Source organism: Mesorhizobium sp. BR1-1-2, from assembly GCF_020165435.1.
Taxonomy (GTDB): domain Bacteria; phylum Pseudomonadota; class Alphaproteobacteria; order Rhizobiales; family Rhizobiaceae; genus Mesorhizobium.
Genome location: NZ_JAIUID010000008.1, coordinates 18357 through 42842 on the forward strand (window position 1 = coordinate 18357; position 24486 = coordinate 42842).

The 24486-nt window shown below is 64.8% G+C and carries 20 protein-coding genes and 1 tRNA gene; 9 read left to right on the forward strand and 12 right to left on the reverse strand.

Annotated features, from left to right (window positions below; all coding sequences use genetic code 11):
* Positions 1-2: 2 nt before the first annotated feature.
* Positions 3-710 carry an SDR family NAD(P)-dependent oxidoreductase gene (locus LB551_RS19160; protein ID WP_224660131.1) on the forward strand — a complete coding sequence of 236 codons (708 nt, stop codon included), beginning with the start codon at positions 3-5 and terminating at the stop codon, positions 708-710.
* 107 nt (positions 711-817) lie between these two features.
* Here LB551_RS19160 and rpsA read toward each other — a convergent pair whose 3' ends face one another.
* The 3 genes from rpsA to aroA form a co-directional block, all read right to left on the reverse strand.
* Entirely contained in the window at positions 818-2515 is a 1698-nt protein-coding gene (rpsA, locus tag LB551_RS19165; protein ID WP_140497246.1) for a 30S ribosomal protein S1, read from the reverse strand.
* Positions 2516-2718: 203 nt separating this feature from the next.
* Positions 2719-3369, reverse strand: a complete 651-nt coding sequence (gene cmk, locus LB551_RS19170) for a (d)CMP kinase (protein WP_224660132.1) — start codon at positions 3367-3369, stop codon at positions 2719-2721.
* A gap of 256 nt (positions 3370-3625) precedes the next feature.
* On the reverse strand, positions 3626-4984 hold the full coding sequence (aroA, locus tag LB551_RS19175) for a 3-phosphoshikimate 1-carboxyvinyltransferase (RefSeq protein WP_224624762.1): 1359 nt from the start codon (positions 4982-4984) through the stop codon (positions 3626-3628).
* Positions 4985-5191: 207 nt separating this feature from the next.
* Here aroA and LB551_RS19180 point away from each other — a divergent pair, with 207 nt between their 5' ends.
* The 3 genes from LB551_RS19180 (at position 5192) to LB551_RS19190 (ending at position 6606) form a co-directional block, all read left to right on the forward strand.
* Positions 5192-5581, forward strand: a complete 390-nt coding sequence (locus LB551_RS19180) for a TIGR02300 family protein (RefSeq protein WP_140497238.1) — start codon at positions 5192-5194, stop codon at positions 5579-5581.
* Positions 5582-5754: 173 nt separating this feature from the next.
* Positions 5755-5830, forward strand: a tRNA-Ala gene (locus LB551_RS19185).
* 290 nt (positions 5831-6120) lie between these two features.
* Positions 6121-6606, forward strand: coding sequence for a hypothetical protein (locus LB551_RS19190; RefSeq protein ID WP_140550304.1), 486 nt, complete (start codon positions 6121-6123; stop codon positions 6604-6606).
* Here LB551_RS19190 and LB551_RS19195 read toward each other — a convergent pair.
* The 5 genes from LB551_RS19195 to LB551_RS19215 form a co-directional block, all read right to left on the reverse strand.
* Positions 6596-7114, reverse strand: coding sequence for a hypothetical protein (locus LB551_RS19195; protein WP_224624763.1), 519 nt, complete (start codon positions 7112-7114; stop codon positions 6596-6598). The genes LB551_RS19190 and LB551_RS19195 overlap by 11 nt on opposite strands.
* Positions 7107-9989 carry a sarcosine oxidase subunit alpha family protein gene (locus LB551_RS19200; protein WP_224660133.1) on the reverse strand — a complete coding sequence of 961 codons (2883 nt, stop codon included), beginning with the start codon at positions 9987-9989 and terminating at the stop codon, positions 7107-7109. The genes LB551_RS19195 and LB551_RS19200 overlap by 8 nt, the downstream gene beginning before the upstream one ends.
* Positions 9986-10252: a sarcosine oxidase subunit delta gene (locus LB551_RS19205; RefSeq protein ID WP_224624765.1), complete on the reverse strand. Its 267-nt coding sequence runs from the start codon at positions 10250-10252 to the stop codon at positions 9986-9988. Before LB551_RS19205 ends, LB551_RS19200 begins: the two co-directional genes overlap by 4 nt.
* A 34-nt stretch (positions 10253-10286) precedes the next feature.
* On the reverse strand, positions 10287-11540 hold the full coding sequence (locus tag LB551_RS19210; RefSeq protein ID WP_224624766.1) for a sarcosine oxidase subunit beta family protein: 1254 nt from the start codon (positions 11538-11540) through the stop codon (positions 10287-10289).
* Between the two features lie 95 nt (positions 11541-11635).
* Positions 11636-12295, reverse strand: coding sequence for a TetR/AcrR family transcriptional regulator (locus LB551_RS19215; protein ID WP_224624767.1), 660 nt, complete (start codon positions 12293-12295; stop codon positions 11636-11638).
* 264 nt (positions 12296-12559) lie between these two features.
* Between LB551_RS19215 and LB551_RS19220 the strand changes: the two genes are divergently transcribed.
* Both LB551_RS19220 and LB551_RS19225 read left to right on the forward strand, forming a co-directional pair.
* The gene (locus LB551_RS19220) at positions 12560-13999 is read left to right on the forward strand and encodes an aldehyde dehydrogenase family protein (RefSeq protein ID WP_140550298.1); all 1440 of its coding nucleotides are present in this window, start codon (positions 12560-12562) and stop codon (positions 13997-13999) included.
* A gap of 57 nt (positions 14000-14056) precedes the next feature.
* On the forward strand, positions 14057-14638 hold the full coding sequence (locus LB551_RS19225; RefSeq protein ID WP_140550297.1) for a DUF1349 domain-containing protein: 582 nt from the start codon (positions 14057-14059) through the stop codon (positions 14636-14638).
* Positions 14639-14669: 31 nt separating this feature from the next.
* On the opposite strand, the gene LB551_RS19230 is transcribed toward LB551_RS19225, so the two are convergent.
* From LB551_RS19230 to LB551_RS19245, 4 genes are all read right to left on the reverse strand, one after another.
* Positions 14670-16199, reverse strand: a complete 1530-nt coding sequence (locus LB551_RS19230; RefSeq protein WP_224624768.1) for a mercuric reductase — start codon at positions 16197-16199, stop codon at positions 14670-14672.
* Complete coding sequence (locus LB551_RS19235) at positions 16189-17532, reverse strand: glucoamylase family protein (protein WP_224624769.1); 1344 nt, start codon at positions 17530-17532, stop codon at positions 16189-16191. Before LB551_RS19235 ends, LB551_RS19230 begins: the two co-directional genes overlap by 11 nt.
* Positions 17533-17749: 217 nt before the next feature.
* Positions 17750-18502, reverse strand: coding sequence for an SDR family NAD(P)-dependent oxidoreductase (locus tag LB551_RS19240; RefSeq protein ID WP_140550294.1), 753 nt, complete (start codon positions 18500-18502; stop codon positions 17750-17752).
* Between the two features lie 195 nt (positions 18503-18697).
* On the reverse strand, positions 18698-19477 hold the full coding sequence (locus LB551_RS19245; RefSeq protein ID WP_224624770.1) for a helix-turn-helix transcriptional regulator: 780 nt from the start codon (positions 19475-19477) through the stop codon (positions 18698-18700).
* Positions 19478-19564: 87 nt separating this feature from the next.
* Here LB551_RS19245 and LB551_RS19250 point away from each other — a divergent pair, with 87 nt between their 5' ends.
* From LB551_RS19250 to LB551_RS19260, 3 genes are read left to right on the forward strand one after another with little or no spacing between them, the layout of a single operon-like run.
* Positions 19565-21730 (forward strand): hydantoinase/oxoprolinase family protein, encoded by a 2166-nt coding sequence (locus tag LB551_RS19250; protein ID WP_224660134.1) that lies wholly within the window; start codon positions 19565-19567, stop codon positions 21728-21730.
* A gap of 13 nt (positions 21731-21743) precedes the next feature.
* The gene (locus LB551_RS19255) at positions 21744-23939 is read left to right on the forward strand and encodes a hydantoinase B/oxoprolinase family protein (protein ID WP_224660135.1); all 2196 of its coding nucleotides are present in this window, start codon (positions 21744-21746) and stop codon (positions 23937-23939) included.
* A gap of 5 nt (positions 23940-23944) precedes the next feature.
* Entirely contained in the window at positions 23945-24451 is a 507-nt protein-coding gene (locus LB551_RS19260; protein ID WP_224624773.1) for an acetone carboxylase subunit gamma, read from the forward strand.
* The last annotated feature ends 35 nt before the right edge of the window (positions 24452-24486 follow it).

A 24486-nucleotide genomic window follows, 5' to 3' on the forward strand; every position in this document is an offset into this window, starting at 1 on the left:
GGATGACGGAAACACTTCAGGGCAGGCATATCGTTGTGACCGGTGGGACCGGTGCGCTCGGCGGCGCGGTCGTCGGCAAGCTGCTGGGCGAGGGCGCGGTCTGCCATGTGCCGAACGCCCATGCCGCGGCACCTTCGCATTTCCCTTTCACCACCCATGACAACGTCAGGCTGGCGCACAATGTCGACCTCTCGGACTCGGCCAAGGTCGAAGCCTTCTATGCCCAGGTTCCCGCCCTGTGGGGATCGATCCATCTGGCCGGCGGCTTTGCCAAGGCGCCTGTGGAGAAGATCGAATCCGCCTCCTTTGCCGAGATGATGGATACCAATGCCCGCACCGCGTTCCTCTGCAGCCGTGCGGCGGTGCGCTCGATGCTGGCGGCGGGAACCGCCGGCCGCATCGTCAATGTCACGGCTCGCGCCGGGCTCGATCCGCGCCGCGGCTCGGGCATGGTCGCCTACGCCGCCTCCAAAGCGGCGGTCGCGGCGATGACGGTGGCGATGGCCGAAGAGCTGAAGCACCAGGGCATCCTGGTCAATGCGGTGGCGCCCTCGACGCTCGACACGCCGGCCAACCGCGCCGACATGCCGGATGCCGATTTCAGCAAATGGGTCAGCCTCGAAGCGGCGGCCGAGGCCATCGCCTACCTTGCCTCGCCCGCCAACCAGGCGATGAGCGGCACACTGGTACCGCTCTACGGCCGCGCATAACGCGCATAGTTGAATTCGACTTCGGGCTGTGCCCGAGGTTTCGCCAAAGAAAAAACCCCGCCGGAGCGATCCGGCGGGGTTTTGTTTCGGGCCTGTGCGAAAGGCGATTAGCTGCCCTGCTTCTTCAGCGCCGCGCCCAGGATGTCTCCCAGCGAGGCACCGGAGTCGGTCGAGCCGTACTGGGCGACCGCTTCCTTTTCCTCGGCGATTTCCAGCGCCTTGATCGAGACCTGCAGCTTGCGGGTCTTCTTGTCGAAGGCGATGACGCGGGCGTCGACCTTCTGGCCGACGGTGAAGCGCTCGGGGCGCTGCTCGTCGCGGTCGCGGGAAAGGTCGGAGCGCTTGATGAAGGTCTCGATGCCGCTTTCGACCAGCCGCACTTCCAGACCGCCATCCTTGACGCCGATGACCTCACAGGTGACGACGGCGTTCTTGCGCAGTTCGCCCGAGGTCGCCGCTTCGCCAACCGTGTCGCGGGCCAGCTGCTTGATGCCGAGCGAGATGCGCTCCTTCTCTATGTCGACGTCGAGCACCTGCGCCTTGACCATGTCGCCGCGATTGTACTCCTCGATCACCTGCTCGCCCGGACGGGTCCAGTCGAGGTCGGAAAGGTGCACCATGCCGTCCACGTCGCCTTCCAGGCCGATGAACAGGCCGAACTCGGTCTTGTTCTTGACCTCGCCCTCGACCTGGCTGCCGACCGGATGGCTGCGCGCGAAGGCCTCCCACGGGTTCTCCAGCGTCTGCTTGAGACCGAGCGAGATGCGGCGCTTGGCCGGATCGACTTCGAGCACCACGACATCGACTTCCTGCGTTGTCGACAGGATCTTGCCGGGGTGCACGTTCTTCTTGGTCCACGACATTTCCGAAACGTGGATAAGGCCTTCGATGCCCGGCTCCAGCTCGACGAACGCGCCGTAGTCGGTGATGTTGGTGACGGTGCCCTTGATCTTCTTGCCGATCGGGAACTTGGTGCCGATCTCCGACCACGGATCGCTCTCGAGCTGCTTCATGCCGAGCGAGATACGGTGCGTTTCCTGGTTGATGCGGATGATCTGCACCTTGACCGTCTGGCCGATGTTGAGGATCTCGGTCGGATGGTTGACGCGACGCCATGCCATGTCGGTGACATGCAGCAGGCCGTCGATGCCGCCGAGGTCGACGAACGCACCGTAGTCGGTGATGTTCTTGACCACGCCTTCGACCACCTGGCCCTCTTCGAGGTTCTGCACGATTTCCGAACGCTGTTCGGCGCGGCTCTCCTCGAGCACGGTGCGGCGCGACACCACGATGTTGCCGCGGCGGCGATCCATCTTGAGGATCTCGAAAGGCTGCGGGTTGTGCATCAGCGGGGAGACGTCGCGGATCGGGCGGATATCGACCTGGCTGCGCGGCAGGAAGGCCACGGCGCCGTCGAGGTCGACGGTGAAGCCGCCCTTGACCTGGTTGAAGATGACGCCTTCGACGCGCTCACCCTTGGTGAACTTCTCTTCGAGACGCACCCAGCTCTCTTCGCGGCGGGCCTTCTCGCGCGACAGCATGGCTTCGCCAAGCGCGTTCTCGATGCGCTCGACATAGACTTCGACCGTGTCGCCGACCTTGAGGGTGGATTCCTTGCCCTTGGCGCCGAATTCCTTCAGCGGCACGCGGCCTTCGACCTTGAGGCCGACGTCGATGATGGCCATATCCTTTTCGATCGCGGTGATCGTGCCCCGGACAACCTGGCCCTCGCCGGAATGGCCGGCGGTGAATGATTCTTCGAGCATGCTCGCGAAATCGTCGCGAGAGGGATTTGCTACAGACATTGTTTCTCCTGGAATGCCACGCATCTTTAGCGGGGCGTGCGCCGTGGGTTAGCGTTGCGTTGGCCTGCCGGCGTTCCGGGCAAAGAGCCCTTGGCCGCTTAAGGCGGCAAGTCCGGCGCATGAAGAATGCTGGCAGGCTGGTTCGTGCCCGATATGGGTATTTCCTTCGCCTCCAGCAACGGAAGCACGAGGGAAAACCCGGATCAGGCCTTGTTTCCCTTGGACAGCACGTCGTCGATGACAGCTCTGGCCGCGAGAAACGCGGCTTCTATAGCCATTTCGCTGGTATCAAGCAAGTGCGCGTCGGGGGCAGGTTTCAGGGGCGAGTCGGCGCGGCCCATGTCACGCTCGTCGCGGCGCCGGATATCGGCGAGGATTTCCGCGAAATCGGCCGTGCCGCCGATGCTCTCGATCTCGGCCAGCCGCCGTCGCGCCCGCACCTCGGCGCTCGCGGTCACATAGAGTTTGATGTCGGCATCGGGGCACACCACGGTGCCGATGTCGCGACCGTCGAGCACGGCGCCCGGAGGGGATTTGGCAAACTCGCGCTGTTTCTCCACCAGGATGCGCCGCACCGTTGGAAACACCGCGACCTTCGAGGCCGCTTCGCCAACTGCATGAGCCGACAGCACGGCCCGGTCGAGCTTCGCCAGGTCGACTTGGCGCGCTGCCGTCTCTGCCGCCGAGACATTGTCGAGCGGCAAGCCAAGCCGCAGCAAGGCATGGGCGACGGCACGGTAGGTGAGGCCGGTGTCGAGCAGGTTCAGTCGGTAATGATCAGCCAGGCGGCGGGCCAGCGTGCCTTTGCCGGCTCCGGCGGGACCGTCGATGGCGATGGTGAAGACGTGTGTCATTGGCCACTCGCCGCGATTGAAAGGTGCGAAGAATACGGCGAATGCCGCGTTCCTTCGCGCCCACCTCTGTCCTGCCGGACATCTCCCCCACGAGGGGGGAGATCAGTCGTCGTCGCGGCTTTCGCCAATCGCCGAAGGCGCAGGATTGAGCAGAGCGTCGAAGCTGCCAATCTCCCCCCAAGTGGGGGAGATGTCCGGCAGGACAGAGGGGGGCGCTGTCCCGCCAACGTGCCAAGGCTATTGGTTGCCACGACCGTCACTCTATTTCCGCGCCCAGCCCCGTCATCAGGCCCATAAACTCCGGGAAACTTGTCGCGATCATGTTGGCGTCGTCGATGGTCACCGGCTTCTCCGTCGCCAGCCCCATCACGAGAAAACTCATGGCGATGCGGTGGTCGAGATGGGTCTGCACGGTCGTGTCCGGGCCATTGGGATGGCCGCCGAGGCCCTTGCCGCCGGGCTTTCCGCGCACCGCGAGCGATGCCTCACCCTCTGTGCAGTCGACGCCATTAAGCTTCAGTCCATTGGCGACCGCCGACAGTCGGTCGGATTCCTTTACCCTGAGTTCCTCCAGCCCCTGCATCAGCGTCTCGCCCTCGGCGAAGCTGGCGGCAACCGCCAGCACCGGATACTCGTCGATCATCGACGGCGCCCGCTCGGGCGGCACGGTGACGCCCTTGAGTTCGGAATAACGCACGCGCAGGTCCGCGACGTCCTCACCGCCGGCGTTACGCGGGTTCAAGATCTCGATCTGGCCGCCCATCTCCTGCAAAGTCAAAAGCAACCCCGTGCGGGTCGGGTTCATCAGCACGTTTTCGATCACGATGTCGGACCCCGGCACGATCAGCGCCGCCACCAGCGGGAAGCCGGCCGAGGATGGGTCGCCCGGCACCGCGATCGTCTGGCCGGTGAGCTTGCCCTGGCCCTCGATGAAGATATGGCGCACGCCGCGCTCGTCGGTCTCGACCGACAAATTGGCGCCAAATCCCTTCAGCATCTTTTCGGTGTGGTCGCGCGTCATGACAGGCTCGATGACGGTGGTGATGCCCGGCGTGTTGAGGCCGGCGAGCAGCACCGCCGACTTCACCTGCGCGGACGCCATCGGCACGCGATAGGTGATGGGGGCGGCATGTTTTGGCCCATGCAGCGTGATCGGCATGCGGTCGCCGGGCGTTGCCTTCAGCACCTGCACGCCCATCTGGCGCAGCGGCTCCAGCACGCGGCCCATCGGCCGGCCTGACAGCGAAGCATCGCCGATGAAGGTCGTTTCCATGTCATAGGTCCCGACCAGGCCCATGGTCAGCCGCGAGCCGGTACCGGCATTGCCGAAGTCGAGCGGCCCTTCCGGCTGCAGCAGCGCGCCGTTGCCGGTGCCGCGGATCACCCATTCGTCGCCGCGCTTCTCGATATGCGCGCCCATCGCCTTCATCGCGGCACCCGTGCGCATCACGTCCTCACCTTCGAGCAGGCCGGTGATGCGGGTCTCGCCGGAGGCGAGCCCGCCGAACATGAAGGATCGGTGCGAGATCGACTTGTCGCCCGGCACGCGCGCCGTACCGGAAAGCGCTTGACATTTGCGGGCGGTGGCCGGCTTGGAAGCGGCGGCGTGAGACATGGAATTTCCCTGGACGGAATGCCGGCGGGCCGGCGCTTTTCATTTGTTGCGGCGGTCTCGTATCACGGTGGGCCGAAATGGTCATCCCCCATGGTCATCACTTGACGCGAGGCCTTTCAACACATGGTTTTGTGACGCCGGCTTTTGGCTTTGACAGCGCTGCAAACAGTGGTTAAGGGGACCACTCTTTTATCGACGAGGCTTGCCGTGGCAAAAACCGAACTTGGCACAAAGCGTATCGACCCTGAAACGGGTCGAAAATTCTACGACCTGAACAAGGACCCGATCGTCTCGCCCTATACCGGCAAGACCTATCCGCGTTCCTATTTCGAGGAAGGCAAGATCGCCGCCCTCGAGGAGGAAGAGGAAGTGGCCGAGAAGGAAGTGGACGCCGAGGACGAGGAGGGCGTAGAAGTCGTCTCGCTCGAAGAGGCCGACGAAGACGTCAAGGGCGACGATCTGCCCGATCTCGGCGACGATGAGGATGATGTCGACCTGGGTGACGACGAGGACGATACGTTCCTCGCCGACGAAGAGGAAGAAGACGACGATGTCGCCGACATGATCGGCGTCGGCGACGACGACGACGAGGTCTGACAAGGCCGGGAACGCAAGCGTTTGCCGGCTTTCGCAGCTTGTGAAGAAAAAGCCGCTGATGAAGGCTTGATATTGACGAAGGGCGGGGTTAGAAGCCGCCTGCACTAACGGCGCGGTCTCCAACCCGCGCCGGATCTCTTCGCCGGAAACGGCGCCGGTTGACTGCCGGAAGTGGGGCCATAGCTCAGTTGGGAGAGCGCTTGAATGGCATTCAAGAGGTCGTCGGTTCGATTCCGATTGGCTCCACCAAACAGTCACTTCTCAAATTTCCAGGGTTGTGAAACCGGATTTTAGCTTCGAACATCGCTGCGCGCGGTAGCCTGAAGCGCGCCGCTCAAGTGGTCGATCGGGTCGATTTCGTTCTGGCCGCCCGCTCCAGGGGCAGCGTCGCCGCCGAATGGATGGCAAGTGAGGATGAGCCGGCAGCGCGGCGCGGTGCTGGGCTGCCGATTTCGCCGCCGTCGGGCGCGCCGGTGCTTACGCAATATGCGGCCATTGACTAAAACGGTTCCTATTGATTCGCTTTGAACGGGACCGTCATGAGCAAAGCCCTCACGTCCTTCGCCCTGGTCGCGGTGCTGGCCGCGCTGCTCATGGCCTTGAGCCTGGTGGTGGCCAGGCATGGCTACCCCTACGGTGCGATCGGCGTCAGGCGCCTCGACGGCATTGCCGATGCCGGGATGTTCATACCACTCGCCGCCGTCTATTTCTTCAGCGCGCTGCTGATGATGATCCTGCCGATCAGAGCCGCCAGCATCGTGCTCACCCATGCAGCCGATGCCATCTTCTGGACCGTGATCGTGCTCCTTGCCTCCATCGTAGGCTGTCTCGTCGCCAGATGGGCATTCGGCCAGCGCGACGCCCTATGGGCGCTGCTGAACTGGCGTTTCCTGTTTGCGGCGGCCATTGTCGGTTGCCACTTCGTCATGAACGAGCTTCGCCGCAACGTGCTCTTGCGCAGTCTGTTTTTCGTCGTCTTCGCGGCGGCCACGCTGGCCTGCCTGTTCTGGTCGTTCACGCTTTGAAAGCCGTTTCCATCCACGTCCAGAGATAGGATGCCAGGCCGCGATCGACATGGATGCGCAGTCGGTCCCGGTGGCGGTAGACGATGGCACTGACGCCGGCGAAGGAAAGTGCCGCACTGGCGCTTTCCTGCTTTGGGTCAAGCGTTGATCCGCGCGCGATGAAAGCGTCGATCGCCGAGCCTTTGACCTCGAACACATGAAGTCCGGCGCTGATCGTCGTCACCGCGAAACCTTCCGCGTGCCAGCCCGCGGCGATGGCGAGCGGTGTGCTCGACACGACGAGCAGGCGGTCGCGCGCCAGCCGTGCCGCATAGCGGTCACCTTGCGCGCAGCCGAAGGCGCCCACGCCGTTGCCGTCCATGCCGGATATTCGCGCCCAGGCGTCGAGGTTGCCGCTGACCAGCAGTTGGTGGAGACCCGGGATCGTGCGCGCTTCGAGACCCGGTGCACCGATGGTTGCCGACTGCCAGTCCGGCGCTGCCGGCCATTTTTGGGCGAGATCACGCATTGAGCCGGTCTCCTGCCGGGTCGAAGGCGCAAGGCGCCGCGATCGTCGCCGTCATCGCCTTGCCGAGATGCTGGATTTCGATCGTTTCGCCGTGGCGGGCCGCGCCGCGCTCGATCAGGCCGAGCGCAACCGGCCGGCCAAGCGCGGGGCTCCGGTAGCTCGAGGTGACAAAGCCCTGGCTGCGCAGCTTGCCGCCACTGCGCTTGATGCCATGCGCGCCGGTCGGCAGCGGCGCTTCGCCGGACGGGACCGTCAGCCCAACCAACTGCATGCGGTCGTCGCGCGAAGCCTCCTCGGTGAGCAGCGAGCGGCGGCCGACGAATTCGGTCTGGCGCTTTGCCCGCGGGCCCCCGACGCCAAGGTCGTGCGGCAGCGTGGTGCCGTCGGTGTCCTTGCCGATCACGATGAACCCTTTCTCGGCGCGCAGGATCATCAGCGCCTCGAGGCCGATAACAACCGCATCGAACGCCTGCCCGGCGTCGCGCAGGCGCGCCCACAGAGGCTCGGCGCGATCGGCGCGGATGGAGATCTCGTAGCTTCTGTCGCCGGTGAAGCTGACGCGGGCGATGCGCACCTCGTCGCCGTCATAGCTGCCCTGGCCGACCGCCATGTGCGGCAGCTCGCCATCGTCGAGCGAAAGGCCGAGATCAATCGTCTCGAGAAGTTTCCGGGCGTTCGGTCCCGAAACGGTCAGGGTCGCCATTTCCGCGGTGGCGTTGTGGATGTAGACGGCGCCGCGTCCAAACCGGTCCTGGCGCCACTCCTCGAGCCGCGCATGCACGGCGGCCACGTGCGAGGACGAGCACGACACGACGAAGCGATGCTCGTCCAGGCGCACCAGCACGCCGTCGTCGAGGACCACGCCGTTCTCGGACAGCATGAAACCGTAGCGGCAGCGGCCCGGCTTCAGCGTCGACATGGTATTGTAATAGACGAAATCGACGAACTCGGCCGCCTTGGGCCCGATCACCTCGATCTTGCCGAGCGTCGAGCCGTCGAACAACGCGACGGACTGGCGGGCGCGGCGGGCCTCCTCCTGGATCGAGCGATCCGCATCGGCGCCGCCGCCGTAATGGGCCGGGCGCAGCCAGCCGCCATACTCCTGGAATACGGCGCCGCCGGCGCGATGCACGCTCTCCAGCGGCAGCCGCCGCACCGGCGCCATCAGTTCGCCGCCGCGCGCGCCGGCGAAGCTTGCCAGCGGCACCGGCGTGAACGGCGGACGATAGGTTGTGGTGCCGACTTCCGGCACCGTGCGGCCGGTGATCCCGGCCATCAACGCCAGGCCCGGCAGGTTGGAAGTCTTGCCCTGGTCGGTCGCCATGCCGAGCGTCGTGTAGCGCTTCAGATGTTCGACCGAGACGAAATTTTCGCGCGCCGCCAGCTCTATGTCCTTCACCGTCACGTCGTTCTGGTAATCGATCCAGATGCGTCCCTTCGAACCGGGCGTGGGCCATGCCGCTGTTATGCCGCCGGTCGCCTCGGTTCCGCTGCTGCGCGGCACTGCGGCCTTCGTCGGACCGAGCGACGCGACGGCTTTCTGCGAGCCGGCGAATACCTCCGACAACGAGACCGCGCCTGCGGCAGCTCCGGCCACCGCCATGCCCTCTACCGGATCGCCCGGCAGGAAGGCCGCGCGCGCCTCGCTCCAGGCGAGCTTGCCCTTGGCCTGGCCGAAGAGATGGATGGTCGGCGTCCAGCCGCCCGACACCAGCACGCAATCGGCGTCGAGCCTGGTGCCGTCGTCCAGCGTCACACCCTGGACGCGCAGCTTGCCGGCTGCGGCGGTGAGCGCACGCCCCTCGAGCATCCGCACCTTGCCGAGCGCAGCGGGCATGCCGTCGCGCCTGCTGTCGACAAGCGTCACGTCGGCGCCGGCCTCGGCGGCCGCCTCCGCCACTTCATAGGCGCTGTCATTGTTGGTGGCGACGACGATGCGGCGGCCGGCCAGCACCGCATGGCGCCTGAGATAGCTGAGTGCCGCGTCCGCCGAGAGAATGCCCGGCAGGTCGTTGTTGGCGAATGGCAGGGGCCGCTCGATGGCGCCCGTCGCCAGCACGATCCGGCGCGGCCTGATCCGCCACAGCGTGTCCGGCCGGCCGTCGAAATGGCGTTGGTTGAGCCCGACCAGATTGTGGTCGTAGATGCCGAAGGCGGTGGTCGAAGGCAGGACCAGGTGACCGCCGGCGGAAAGCTCCGCAACGGTCTCTTCGACCCAGACGGCCGCCGGCTTGCCGTCGATCTCGCCGGCGCGGTGGCCAAGCGAGCCGCCGGGCTTTTGCTGGTCGTCGACCAGCATGACGGACTGGCCGGCGCCGGCCGCCAGCCTTGCCGCTGCCAGCCCGGCCGGTCCAGCGCCGATCACCAGCACGTCGCAATGATGGTTGATCTGGTCTGCCGGGCCGGGCGACGTCCAGTCCTTGTCTACCCGACCCAGTCCCGCCATGGCGCGAATGCGTGGCTCGAACATGTGCCAGTCCGGCCACATGAAGGTCTTGTAGTAGAAGGCGGCCGGAATGAAGCGGGAAAAGCGATCGAGGAAGGCGTTGCGGTCGGCCAGCGCATTGGGTGTCGCGTTGACGCTTTTGGCCACCAGCCCGTCGCGCGCCGGCTCGGTCGTCGCGCGTGTGTTCGGCGTGGCCCGCGGACCGCCAATATCCACCAGCGCGTTCGGCTCCTCCACGCCCGCGCCCCAGATGCCGCGCGGCCGGTGGTATTTGAAGCTGCGGCCGACGACCGCGACATCGGCGGCCAGCAGCGCGGAGGCGATGGTGTCGCCGGCGAATCCCTGCACGGCGGCGCCGTCGAAGCTGAAGCGGATCGGGTGCGAGCGGTCGATGGCGCTGCCGCCCGTGCTACGGCGCGAGGCGGTCACGCCGCGCGCTCCCCGCCCAGGGCAGCCGAAGACAGCACCTTGTGGGTGACCGTGTCGCGTTCCATGACGAAGAACTCGCTGCAGTTCATATGCACCCATATCTCGCGCGCCGCGCCTTTTGGGTTGGAGCGCAGATAGAGATAGTTGGCCCAGTGCTCGATCGGCACCTCGGCGCCATCAGGCCTGACATTGCCGGCATCGCCGCCATAGTGGAACTCGGTCTCGTCGCGCGGGCCGCAGAACGGGCAAGGGAAAAGCTGCATGATCGCCTAGTCCTGGTCTTTGTCTTTGTGCATGTCAGTGCGCGATGCCGGAGCCGGCCGCTTCGTCGATCAGCCGCCCGCTGGCGAAGCGGTCGAGATCGAAGGGGCGGCTGATGTCGTTATGCCTGCCCGTTGCCAGCAGGTTTGCCAGCAGCGTGCCGCCGGCGGGGATCGCCTTGAAGCCGCCCGTGCCCCAGCCGCAATTGAGGAACAGATTGGGCAGCGGCGATTCACCGATGATCGGCGAGGAGTCCGGCACGACGTCGACGATCCCGGCCCACTGCCGCATCAGCTTCAGCTGGCCGAAGATCGGGAACATTTCCAACAGCCCCGCGATCACTCCCTCCAGCGTCGGCAAATTGCCGCGCTGGGCATAGGAAGGAACGCGGTCGAGCCCGCCGCCGATGACGATCTCGCCCTTGTCGGACTGGCTGACATAGACGCCCGTGCCGGGGGACAGCACCACCGTGTCGAGGATCGGCTTGACCGGTTCGGTTACGCAGGCCTGCAGCGCATAGGAATTGATCGGCAGCCGGAAGCCGGCCCTGGCCGCCAGCACCGAGGAATGTCCTGCCACGGCCATGCCGATACGGTCGGCGCGGATGGCGCCACGCGTCGTCTGGACGCCGCGGCAGCGGCCGCCCTCGACGATGAAGTCGGTGATTTCGCAGTTCTGGATGATGTCGACGCCGCGCCGGCTCGCCGCCCGCGCGTAACCCCAGGCGACCGCGTCGTGGCGCGCCGTGCCGGCGCGGCCTTGCCAGATGCCGCCGAACACGGGAAAGCGCGCACTGTCTGTGAAATTGTAGATCGGCGCCACCCGGCGCACATCCTGGGGCGAAAACAGCTCCGCATCGATGCCGTTGATCTGCATGGCATTGACGGTGCGTGCCGCGATCTCCATTTCGGCGGTCGAGTGGCACAGGCTGACCATGCCGCGCTGCGACAGCATGACGTTGTAGTTGAGATCTTTCGACAGCCCTTCATAGAGCCGGTGCGCCAGCCCATAGATCTCGACACTCTGCGGATAATAGTAGTTGGAGCGCACCACGGTCGTGTTGCGGCCGGTGTTGCCGCCGCCGATCCAGCCTTTTTCCAAAACCGCTACTCTGGCGATGCCGTGATTCTTTGCCAGGTAATAGGCCGTCGCCAGCCCGTGGCCGCCGCCGCCGATGACGATCGCGTCGTAGGACGCCTTCGGCTCGGGCGAGCGCCAGGCCGGCTGCCAGCCGGTCTGGCCGGCGAGGCCTTCCCTCAAAAGCGACAAAGCGGAATAGCGTCTGGTCATGGCGTGCCGGAAGAGGTTGGTTCAATGGATTGAGGCGTAACGCCATTGTACATTTATGTCTAGTTCGTGCCGTGATGTGAAAGCGGCGGCTGTTGCTAGCGGCTGCGCGAAAGCGTTTCCTCGACATAGCGCGAAAATTCCTCGACATCCTGCGCCGTGGGCTCCTGGCCGGTGAAGCTGCGCAGATAGGACGCGACGTGCGGCAAGCGGCTGCTCATCGGTTCGTTGAGCTCGAGCGAGTAGTAGCCGATCTGCATGAAGTAGAGCACGCGGGCGCGCACGAAGGCGTCTTCCTCGTCATAGCCGTGGCGCCTGAACATGTCGCGGATGGCGTCGACGCGCTCCTCGTCGGCCTCGTCGAGAGCCCGCCTGATGGCGGGCGAACGCCGGGCCCACGCCCTGATCGCGAAATCCAGCTGCGGATCGAACAGCTTCTCGTCCACCCAGCACTCGAAGATGCTCATCACCCCGCGGATAACGGTCGCGGAAGGCCGCGCTGCGCGTTCGACGATGAACCTTGTATTGGTCTGCCGCCAATAATCCAGCAATTGGTCGAGCAGGTCCTGGCGGCTCTTGAAGTACCAATAGAAGCTGGAACGCGACACATCGAGCTTCTGGCCGAGCGTCTGTACACGGACGCGTTCGACGCCGTCCGAAATCAGCGTTTCAAGCGCAAGCTTGAGCCAGTCTTCCCGGGTGACCTTGATGTTGCCGGTGGCGCCGGCGCGCTGGGTTGTCGTGTCGGTGGCTTCCATCGACACGACGCATGACACGCCGCCCCGGGCAAATCAAGACTATGGACATATGTGTATAGACCCGTTCGCGTTGATTGGAACGATGTGTCGCCAAAGCTGTTGGGTCGAGGGCGATGCGGCGCGGGCAGCATGTCGCGCGGGGCCGCGAAGCGAGAAACTTTGTCGCGGTCGCCCACGCAGAGCGCGCTTTCCCGCAGCGCAATTGTCTGGCAAATACAAATCAGCAGATGCCGCCTCGCGGCGAACCAGCAGGAAAGACACGACATGGCACCGCTTCGACAGAACCTCATCGACGGCGAGTGGGTCGGCGATGCCGGCTCCCGCAACATCAACCCGTCCGATACCGGCGACATCGTCGGCGAATACGCTTCCGCGGGTGTCGAACAGGCGGGACAGGCGATCGCCGCGGCCAAGGCGGCGTTTCCCGCCTGGTCGCGCTCGGGTCTGCTGGCCCGCCACGCGGTGCTGAAAAAGACGTCGGACGAGATCCTGGCGCGCAAGGACGAGATCGGCCGCAACCTGGCGCGCGAGGAAGGCAAGACGCTGGCCGAAGGCATTGGCGAGACCATTCGCGCCGCCCAGATCTTCGATTTCTTCGCCGGTGAGACACTGCGCCTCTCGGGCGAAGTCGTGCCAAGCGTGCGGCCGGGCGTCGGTGTCGAGATCACGCGCGAAGCGGTCGGCGTCGTCGGCATCATCACGCCGTGGAACTTCCCGATCGCCATTCCCGCCTGGAAGATCGCTCCGGCGCTTGCCCATGGCAACACCATCGTCTTCAAGCCGGCGGACCTCGTTCCTGAGAGCGCCTGGACCATCGTCGACATATTGCACCGCGCCGGCCTGCCCAAGGGCGTGCTCAACCTCGTCATGGGCAAGGGCTCGGTGGTCGGCCAGGCGATGCTGGACAGCCCGGACATCAACGCCATCACCTTCACCGGCTCGGTCGGCACGGGAAAACGCGTCGCCGCGGCGAGCGTCGAGCACATGCGCAAATTCCAGCTCGAAATGGGCGGCAAGAATCCGCTGGTGGTGCTCGACGATGCCGATCTCGCTACATCAGTCGATTGCGCGATCAACGGCGCTTTCTTCTCGACCGGCCAGCGCTGCACTGCTTCGTCCCGGCTCATCGTCACGGACGGCATTCATGACCGTTTCGTCGAAGCGCTCAAGGAACGGATGGACAAACTGGTCATCGGCGATGCGCTCGACGCGCAGACCCAGATCGGTCCCGTCGTCGATGCGACGCAGCTCAAGCAGGACGAAGACTATATCGCCATCGGCGTCAGGGAAGGCGCGACGCTCGCCTTCGGCGGCGAGCGGCTCGACCGCAAGACGCCGGGCTTCTTCCTGCGGCCGGCGCTGCTGACCGATGCCACCAACGCCATGCGCAGCTCGCGAGAGGAGATTTTCGGGCCTGTCGCCAGCGTCATCCGCGTCAAGGACTATGATGAGGCGCTCGCCGTCGCCAACGATACGCCATTCGGGCTGACGTCCGGCATCTGCACGTCGAGCCTCAAGCACGCCACGCATTTCAAGCGCAATTCGGAGGCCGGCATGGTGATGGTCAACCTGCCGACGGCGGGTGTCGATTTCCACGTTCCTTTCGGCGGCCGCAAAGGGTCGAGCTACGGTCCGCGCGAACAGGGCCGTTATGCCATGGAATTCTACACCACCGTGAAGACCGCCTACACATTCGCAGGCTGATCGGGGCGCCGGCCGACCGGGCCGGCGAAGCCTTCGCATGCATCAAGAGACGAGGCGATGACAGTTCAAGACGAGGATCTGACCTGGCTCAATCCGCCGCCGCATCATTCCGTCGATGGCGATGCGGTTCATGTGCGCACCGGCAAGGAGACGGACTTCTGGCGCGAGACCTTTTATGATTTCTGGCGCGACAACGGCCATTTCCTCTACAAGCGGGTGGAAGGCGATTTCACCGCGGAAGTCACCGTCAACGGGCGCTATGAGGTGCTCTACGACCAGGCGGGGCTGATGCTCCGCCTCAGCGAAACGCATTGGATCAAGGCCGGCATCGAATATACCGACGGCGTGATGTATTTCTCGGTCGTCGTCACCAACGATGCCTCGGACTGGTCGTTGGCCACGATTCCGGCCGGGCCGGATGGCGTTGCGATCCGGTTGACCCGCCACGCCGAGACCATCCGCGTCCAGTATCTGGATGTCTCCGACGGTCATTGGAAGCCGGTGCGGCTCGCCTACTTCCCGGTCTCGAAGGCGGTCGATGTCGGCATGATGTGCTGTTCGCCGCAGCGCGAGGGCTTCGAGGTCACGTTCACCGGCTTTTCGGTCGGCCCGCCGATTTCGCGGGACCTGCACGGCTGAAGCCCGCGCCAACGCCGACAGGACGCAAGCGTCATCGCCTGGACCACGCCAGCCACCGTGCCGCCAGATGCTTCCAGAAAGGGGTGAACCGCGTTCGCCTGTAAGCGTCGCCGGCCATCTTGATGCCTTGCGCCTGTGTCGGGAAGGGATGGATGACGTCGGCCAGCGCGTGCAATCCCATGCCCGACCTGATGGCGAGCGACACCGCATTGATCATCTCGCCGGCATGGGCGGCGACCACCGTCGCGCCGAGGATGCGGTCTGATCCCTCCCTGACATGGATTTTGACGAAACCCTCTTCCTCGCCGTCCATCACCGCGCGGGCGACATCGTGCATCAGCACCGTATAGGTCTTGACCGGAATGCCGTCGCGGCGCGCCTCCACCGGATAGAGGCCGACATGGGCGATTTCCGGATCGGTGTAGGTGCACCACGGAACGACCAATTCGCTCAGCCTTTTGCGCCCGAGAAACAGGGCGTTCTGCACCACCATGCGGGCTGTTGCCTCGGCGGTATGCGTGAATTTATAGTCGAGGCAGACATCGCCCGCCGCATAGATGCGCGGGTTTGAGGTCCTGAGATAATCGTCCACCTTGATGCCTTTGGCGTCGTGGGCCACCCCCGCCTCGTCGAGGCCAAGACCGTCGACATTGGGCGAGCGGCCTATGCCGGTGATGATCTCGTCGACGGAAATGGTCGTCGTGTCGCCGTCCCGCATCAGGTCGGCGAGCTTCTTGTCGCCGTCCCTGCGCACCGCCACCACTTCGGTGTTCAGGCGGACCTCGACCCCCTCGCGTGCCAGTGCCTCCGAAAGGATCTGCGCGGCGTCGCGTTCCTCGCCGGGCAGGAACATCGGCTCGCTCTGCGCCAGGATGACCTTCGCGCCGAGCAGGCAGAAGGCCTGCGCCGTCTCGCAGCCAAGCGGCCCGCCGCCGATGACCAGGAGCCGCTTCGGGCAGTCGACAAGGTCGAACATCGTCTCGTTGCTGAGATAGCCGGTTTCGACCAGGCCGGGAATGGACGGAAACTCCGGTCTCGCGCCTGTCGCGATCAGCGCCTTGCGGAAGCGCAGCGTCGTTCCCGCGACGGTGACGCAATCGCGTCCGTCGAACCGGGCCTCGCCGAAATAAACGTCGATGCCTAGTGCGGCGAGGGCCTCCGCGCTGTCGGCATGGCTTATCCGTTGCCGGATGCGCCGCATCCTGGTCATCGCGCGCTGGAAATCGACGCGGAGATGGTCCGGCGTATCGGCGCCGAAATTTTCGGCATCGCGCATGTCGGCATAGAGCCTGGATGTGCGGATGATCGACTTGGACGGGATGCAGCCGGTGTTGATGCAGGTGCCGCCGATCAACCCGCGTTCGATCAGCGCCACTTTCGCGCCGAGGCTTGCCGCCTCGCTCGCCGCGGTCAGGCCGGCCGGCCCGGCGCCGACGACGACGAGATTGTATTGTCCGCTGGGCGGCGGGTTTCGCCAATGCGGCGGATGGGCGCCCCTGACCAGCTCGACATCATTGTGGTCGGCAGGAAAACCGGCAGCTTTCGTCCTTTCAAGCGACATCGCGGCCACCCGGGCTTGCCGGCTGCGACAGCCATCCGCCTGTGAACCCCGCCTTGTCCAGGCCGCGGCGGATGTACTGGTTGGAACGCATCAGCTCCCAGACCAGGCGCGAGCGGTGGTTCTCGATCATCATCACCACGATGCCCTGGTCGAGGCCGAAATGGCCTTCCGACACCCAGCCGTCGCGGCCGAATTTTCGCCGGTTGGCCAGCGTCGGATTGAAGCCGCTCGGCAACCGGAAATTGTCGATCACCTGGGGATAGCGGTCCGCGAGATGGCGCAGCGCCGCCATGCAGATGTCGGGCGCAAAAGGCAGCGACGCCGGATAGGACCACGGCGCGATCGTGCCGTCGTCCGGCCCGAAGGGCGCACCGCGCGCGACGTAGCCGGAAAACCGGCGCCGCCGCCGTTGTATGCTGCTGCGAAAGCCGCCGGGTCCGTCCCCGGCCGAAAGCCCCCAGAGGTTCTCTCCGTAGCCGTCATAGCCATAGGGGTTGTGCCGGGCATAGTCGCGGTGCAGGTAGGTCGAGCGGCGGCTGTTTTCGAAATAGTCCGAATTCTTCTCGCGCATGAAAGCGTCGCGGATGCCGGCGAAATCGATCCAGGCGTGTGAGAACTGGTGCATGAACAACGGACCGCCATAAAGCACGTCGTAGCCGTAGATGTTTTCCCACTGATAGGTCGCCGTCCAGCCCTCGTAGCTGTCGTCGGACGTCGGGCAGTCGGGCGAGGCCATCGACAGGACATAGAGGATCGTCGCTTCATTGTAGCCTTCCCAGCCATAGTGGAGAAAGCCGCTCTTCGGTTTCCAGCCCTGTCGCAAGGTCGCACTGCTGCCTTGCGCCCATCGCCAGTCGACGCGCCGGTAGAGCGCCTCGGCCAGTCGGCGGATTTCGGCTTCCTCGTCATTGTCGCCGCGGAAATAGGCGCCTGCCACGAGAATGCCGGCCATCAGCAATGCCGTATCCACCATCGACAATTCGCAGCGCCAGACCCGAAGTCCGGTGCGCATGTCGAGGAAATGATAATAAAAACCCTTGTGGCCGGTGACGTCAGCGCCACTGCCTTGCGTGCTGGTCCAGAAGAAGCGCAGAGCCGCGAGCGTCAGCTTCACCGCCGCTTCCCGCGCCATCCAGCCGCGCTCGACCCCGATCGGATAGCAGGAGAGCGCAAAGCCGACAACCGCGATGCTGGCCGGTGAATTCGGCCGCGACGTGTCGGCGACCAGCCCGTTTTCGAGGTTCACGTTTTCCAGGAAATAGTCGAAGGCCGCGCGCTGGAAACGATCCAGAAGGTCGTCGTCCGACAGGATGGCAGGCTCGACTTTAAGCAAAAGCGGCAACCTCCAGCCTGGTCGTCGCGATTGCTGGGGAACGGTGCAGGAATTGCGCGCGGGCCGGACTGTCACGCCTTGTCATGTCTCGCCCTCGTTGTTGCCGTTGCCGATTCGGGCCTCGGCCATTGTACGCTTGTCCAGCTCCGTTGGTTGCTTCCTCACGCGCAATTGTAGTTGCTTGCCGCCGGTCGGTCGGGCGGCGCGCCGCGCTGCATCAGTAGGTGGCGCGGCCGCCGGAGGCGTCGAAGACGGCGGCCGTCGTGAACGAGCATTCCTCCGAGGCGATCCAGCAAATCAGCGCCGCCACCTCGTCGACCTCGCCAAAGCGCGCCATCGGTATCTTGGACAGCATGAAGTCGATATGCTCCTGGCTCATCTGCTTGAAGATCGCCGTGCGCACTGCCGCCGGCGTGACGCAGTTCACGGTTATCCCGGTCCTGGCCAGTTCCTTGCCGAGCGATTTGGTCAGGCCGATCACCGCGGCCTTGGATGTGCTGTAGGCGGAAGCGTTGGGATTGCCTTCCTTGCCGGCGATCGAAGCGATGTTGACGATGCGGCCGTAGTTGCGCCCCAGCATGTGCGGGACGAGCGCCTTGTTGCAGTAGAAGACGCCGTTGATGTTGATGTCGATGACCAGGCGCCAGTCCTCCACCGAATAGTCCCAGGCGGTCATGTTGGGACCGGTGATGGCCGCGCTGGTGATCAGGATGTCGACCCCGCCAAGCGCCTCGATCGTCGACCGCGCCGCCCGATCCACCGCCGCCGGGTCGGCGACGTCGACGGTCTGGCCATGCAGTGTCGGGATCAAGGCCCTGGCCGCTTCGATCTGGGCGGGGTCGCGGTCCCAAACCGCAACGCGCCCGCCTTCCTCGACCAGCCTCTGTGCGACGGCGAGGCCGATGCCGGATGCGCCGCCCGTAATCACGGCCGAGCGTCCGGCAAACCGTTCCGCGAAAGTCGTCGGCATCTCGTTTCCCCTGTCGTGGCGCAAATCGGCTCCGCACGGCGCAACCATGTTCTGCGGTGACTGTGAGGTCGCCGCCGGCCAAGTTCAAGCCGGCATGCAACTCGATCGTCTGGGCCAATCCCCTAGGCGCGTTACGCCGGGTTCCCCTCGAGCTGCCTGCCCAGCGCTCGCACCATCGCCACCAGCGGCGGATCGCTATTTGTCCGACCCATACAGGAAGAACTGCAGGAACAATTCCCGCTCGGTGGTGATGTCGAGCTTCTCATAGATGCGCCGGCGATGGTTCTTGACCGTGCCGACGGTGATGCGGAGCCGCTCGGCAATGTTGGCGGTCGGATGGCCGGCCAGGATCAATTGCACGAGCTCCCTTTCCCTGACCGACAGTTCCGGCCACAGGCTCGCCGGGATCGTGGGCTGCTGGCGCGCCGGGGCGCCGGGGCTGGAGGGCGCCGAGCTGCGCGAGAAGTCGCTTCCGCGCGTCTTGATGTCGAGCGCGTGCAGCGCCTCGAACACCGGCAGCCGCTCGGCCAGCAGGGCGATCTCGCCGTCCTTGAACGCGGTGGTCGAACGATCGAGGAAAATGCCGAGGCACCAGTCGCCGCCATCGGCCAGCATGATGCCGACTTCATCGCAGATCTCCGATTGCGCGAGGAAGCCGGCTATGTACTGGCCGCGCTTGGCCTCGTCGTCGGCCAGCCGCTTGAGCGGCATGATCCCCAGCCGGCGCTCGCGCCGCCAGGAAGCGTAGAAGGGGTCGAACACGTAATAATTATCAAGGTAGCGCCGCACCATCTCGTCGGAGAAGCGCCGGTGCTTGACGAATTGCGGCGTCTGCGTGGCCGAGTAGCGCGTCACCGTCACCAGGTCATGCGCGATGTCGGCGCCGATCAGGTCGATCAGGCAGTCGACATGCCTGTCGGTGCCGGTGGCGGCGATCGCCATGGCGAGCGGCGCCCAGATGTTGCCCATGCGCATGCCCCTTTTTCGGCGACGAGCTCCCACCCGTCATTGTGCCTTTAGGCATATGGCGCGATCCGGTCCCGCGAATCTAGCCTGTGGTCAATGCTCGGCAAGGGGAGGCGACCCGTGGACCAGATCTCTACCAATCCCATCGTCATCGGCATCGATGCCGGCGGCACCATGACCGACACCATCCTTGTCGATCAGGACGGCCGCTTCAAGATCGGCAAGTCGGCGACGACGCCGAAGAACGAGGCCGAGGGGTTCCTCGCCTCGGCCGAGGACGCGGCGGACGCCTGGGGCATCTCGCTCGAGGCGCTGTTCTCGGGCGTCAATGTGGTGCTCTATTCCGGCACCGGCATGCTCAACACGCTGCTGTCGCGCACCGGCAGGAAACTCGGCCTGATCACCACCAAGGGCCTCGAGGACATGATCCTGATGGGTCGCGGCCTGCAGGCCTGGGCCGACTATTCCTATGCCGACCGGCTGCACGCGGTGACGCATCATCACCCCGATCCGCTGGTGCCGCGCCGCCGCACCCACGGCGTCACGGAGCGCATCGACCAGTTCGGCGACATCATACTGCCGCTCTATGAGCATGAGGTCCGTGCCGCGGCGAAAAAGCTGATCGCCGACAAAGTCGAGGCGGTCTGCATCATGACGATCTTCTCTCATGTCAATCCCGTGCATGAGAAGCGCATCGCCGAGATCTGCCGCGAGGAGATCGCTGCTGCCGGGGCCGACATCCTCGTCTACAGCAGCCACGAGGTTCGCCCGGTCATCCGCGAGCAGTCGCGGCTGAACTCGGTGCTGATCGAGGCCTACGCCACCTCGCGCGGCCGCAAGCAACTCAAGGGGATCGAGGACGTCTCGAAGAAATACGGCTTCAGATACGGCGTCCAGACGCTGCTCTCCTTCGGCGGCCTCACCTCGATCAACCATCCGCGCCTGCACGAGACCATGATCTCCGGCCCGATCGGCGGCATTCTGGGCGCGGCTTATGTCGGCAAGCTGATCGGCAACGACTCGCTGATCTGCTCGGATATGGGCGGCACCTCCTTCGACATGGGCGTCATCACGCGCGGCCAGACGCGGATCGAGAACGAGCCGCTGATGGACCGCTTCAAGCTGAATGTGCCGACGCTGCATCTCGATACGATCGGCGCCGGCGCCGGCATGATCCTCAAGGTCGATCCGCTGACGAAAAAAGTCTCGCTCGGGCCGGAAAGCGCCGGTGCCGATCCCGGCCCGATCTGCTTCGCCAAGGGCGGCACCGAGCCGACCATCGCCGATTGCGACGCCATCCTCGGCCGGCTGAACCCCCATTATTTCCTCGGCGGCAAGGTCGTGCTGCAGGTCGAGAAGGCGCGCAAGGCCTTCGAGGAGAAGTGCTCCAGCCTGCTCGGCGTCGGCGTGGAGGAAGCCGCCGAAGGCATGATCGACATGCTGGAGGCAGACGCCAACAACGCGCTGCGCCGCGTCATCTCCGGCCAGGGCATCCACCCTTCCGAGTTCACATTGCTTTCCTATGGCGGCTCGGGGCCGCTGCATCTGGCCGGCTGCTCCAGGGGCATCGGCTTCAAGGATATCATCACCTTCCAGTTCGCAGCCGCCTTCTCCGCCTTCGGCTGCACCACGGCGGATTTCATGCGCCGCCATTCGGTGTCGACGCAGATCGACATCGGCGCCCGCGCAAGCGACGACGAGCTGGTCGCCTTCGGAAGCAAGGTCACCGCCGTCTGGAACGACCTGACCAAGGCCGCTGTCGACGAAATGGTCGCCGACGGCCATGCGCTCGGCAAAATCAAGACGGTGCCGTTCCTGATGATGCGCTACACCGGCCAGCTCGAGGATGTCGAGGTGATGGCGCCGCTCTCGGCGGTTCATTCGGCCGACGAGATGCGCAAGGTCATCGACGAGTTCGAAGCGGTCTACGCCAAGGTCAACCATCGCATCTCGCGCTATGGCGAAGCCGGCTTCTCGATCACCGAGCTCGGCCTCATCGCCACCGCCGACAAGGTCAAGCCCGTGCTGCTCAAGCGCCCGCTAGGCCGCTCCAGCCCCGCATCCGCGCACAAGGGCGTGCGCGAGGCCTATATTGGCGGCCGCTGGCACAAGGCCGATCTCTACGAGATGGATCTTCTGCTGCCCGGGCATGAGGTGACCGGTCCTGCCATCATCGAACACCCCGCCACCACGCTCGTCGTCCATCCGCAGGACCGTGTCTTCGTCGACGAATGGACGCTGCTCCACTATTCCCATGCTTGAGAGGGCGAACGCCATGCTGGACAAACCCGCCTCCGCCCTGCGTCTGCGCGAGCGGCTGATCGAATCCGAACGGCTCATGGACGAGACCGGCTGCTATGACGGCATTACCGATCTCGAACTGCGCAACCAGGACCCGCTGAAATTCGAGACGCTGCACACCAAGCTGCGCGCCTACTGCGTCTCGGCGCGCGAGATGGCGCGTCGCATCTCGGCTTCGCCCGGCGTGCGCGAGGTCGGCGAGATGGTCGTCGCCATCTACACGCCCGAAGGCGACGCCATCGCGCTCTCCAACGGCATCATGGTGCATGTGCACACGATGAGCCGCTTTATCAAATGGATGATCAGACAAGGCTACGAGGAAAATCCCCGCATCGTCGACGGCGACATCTTCGCCAACAACGACGCCTTCATCGGCACCGTGCAGGTGCCCGACGTGATGGACGTGGTGCCGATCTTCCACTCGGGCAAACTCGTCGGCTGGGCGGGCGCGGTCTGCCACGAACTCGAGGCCGGCGGCATCACGCCGGGCGGCGACGTGGCGCTGGCACAGGAGCGCTTCACCGAAGGCCTGTTCGTCTGCGCCGAAAAAGTCGGCCAGAACGACGAACTGCGGCGCGACTACGTGATCCGCTGCGAGCGCAATCTGCGCATGCCCATCTACTGGGTGCTGGACGAGAAGGCCAAGGTCGCCTCCTGCATCGACATGCGCGAAAGCGTCAAGGCGCTCATCGACGAGATCGGCCTCGACTATTGGATGAAGGTGTCGAAGGAATTCATCGAGGAGGGCCGCCGCGCGCAGCTCGCCCGCACGCGGCAACTGACCGTTCCCGGCATCTATCGGGGGCATACTTTTTACGGTCATGTCACCAGGGGCAAGCCGGGCTACCAGCCGCTCGGCGATCCCGACTGGCTCTACAACATTCCGATCGAAATGGAGATCACCACAGGCGGCAAGATCGTCATGGATTTCGAGGGCACGCAGCCCTGGGGCTACCATTCCATGAACTGCACGCCGGCCGGCATGGATGGCGGCATGTTCGTGACGCTGACCCAGCACATGAATTTCGAAGGCCTGGTCAATGACGGCGCCTGGATGGCGACGGAGCTGAAGCTGCCGCATGGCACCTGGACCAATCCCGACAACGAGATGGTGGCCACCGCCACGTCCTGGGCGCTGCTCCTGCCGGCCTATGGCGTCTTCCAGCGGCTCCTGTCGCGCTCGTTCATCGCCCGCGGCTTCGTCGAGGAGGCCTTCGTCGGCCAGGTCAACAGCCCGATGATCGAGATGGGCGGCACCAGCCAGTACGGCACGCTGTTCGGCATGGCGCATTTCGAATGCGCGGCCGCCGGTTCCGGCGCGCTTGCCATCAAGGACGGGTTGGACACCGCCTATGTCGGCTGGAACCCTGAATCCGACATGGGCAACATCGAGATCTGGGAACAGAACATGCCGATGGTCTATATCGGCCGCTCGATCGTTGCCAATTCCGGCGGCGCCGGCAAATATCGCGGCGGCTGCGCCTTCCTGTCGACCTGGCTGGTTTCGAAGACCGATCACCTCCGGCTGGTCACCTCGGAACATTCCTCGCGCGTCTTCGACAATGGCGGGCTTTGCGGCGGCTATCCGGCGCCGACCTGCCAAAAACACCGCGCGGTGCGCGACAGCAACATCTTCGAGCTTGCGCAGAAGGGTGCGCCGCTGGCGCACCATACCGGCACCAATCCTTATCGTTCCGAACTCGAGGTCCGGCTCGAAGGCCAGCACGTGACGATGGAAGGGCCTTATATCACCGCGCCCCACAAGACCGGCGACGTGTTCACACATTCCTACAATGGCGGTGGCGGCTATGGGGACGTGCTGGAGCGCGATCCGGTCAAGACGGCATCGGACGTCGAGAACGGCTATCTCACCAGGGAAGCCGCCGAAAATGTCTTCGGTATCGTGCTTGACGAGGACGAGGACGGCTATCCCGTCGCCGATCCCGAAGCCACCAAGCGCCACCGCGCCGAGATGCGGTCGCGCCGGCTTGTTCGGGCCAGGCCGGTCTCGGAGTGGATGGCCAAGGAGCGCGAGCGGGTGAAGGCGGCCGATTTCGCGCCCGAGGTGAAGAAGATGTATGCCAGCGCCTTCAAGCTTTCGCCGCGCTTCGCCAGGGATTTTTCAAGCTTCTGGGATGTTGACGCCAAATCGACCTTCGGCGTGGAGTAGGGATCATGACCTCGTACAGCAAGGAAGTCATCGCCGATCTGGTCGCGGGCACGCTGCCCTGGCCGCAGACGCGCCGCGTCATGAGCGCCTACAAGGACGACGATCGCTTCTTCAAATATGTTTCGGTTTTGCAGGACCGAGTCGGCTGGAGCGATCCGATACTGCTCCCTGTTGGCGACCACCTCTTCATCTGCCAGAGCGGCGACGAGCGGGTAACCCGTTGCGAATGCGGCCATTCCTTCGGCGACTACCGAAAGAACTGGAAGCTGAAGGCTTCGATCATCGTGCGCGACACAGAGGAGGCGCTGCGCGAGATCTATCCCAACAGCGACCTGCCGGATCCCGAATGGATGGAAATCCGCGAGTTCATCTGCCCGCAATGCGGCACGCTGCACGAGGTCGAGGCAGCGGCGCCGGGTTATCCCATCGTCCACGATTTCGAGCCCGACCTGGAAGGTTTCTACCGCGACTGGCTGGGCAAGCCGCTGGAGCCGATGGACAAGGAAAGCTGATGGCAAGGACACGAGATTCGTCACCGGCTCCGAAA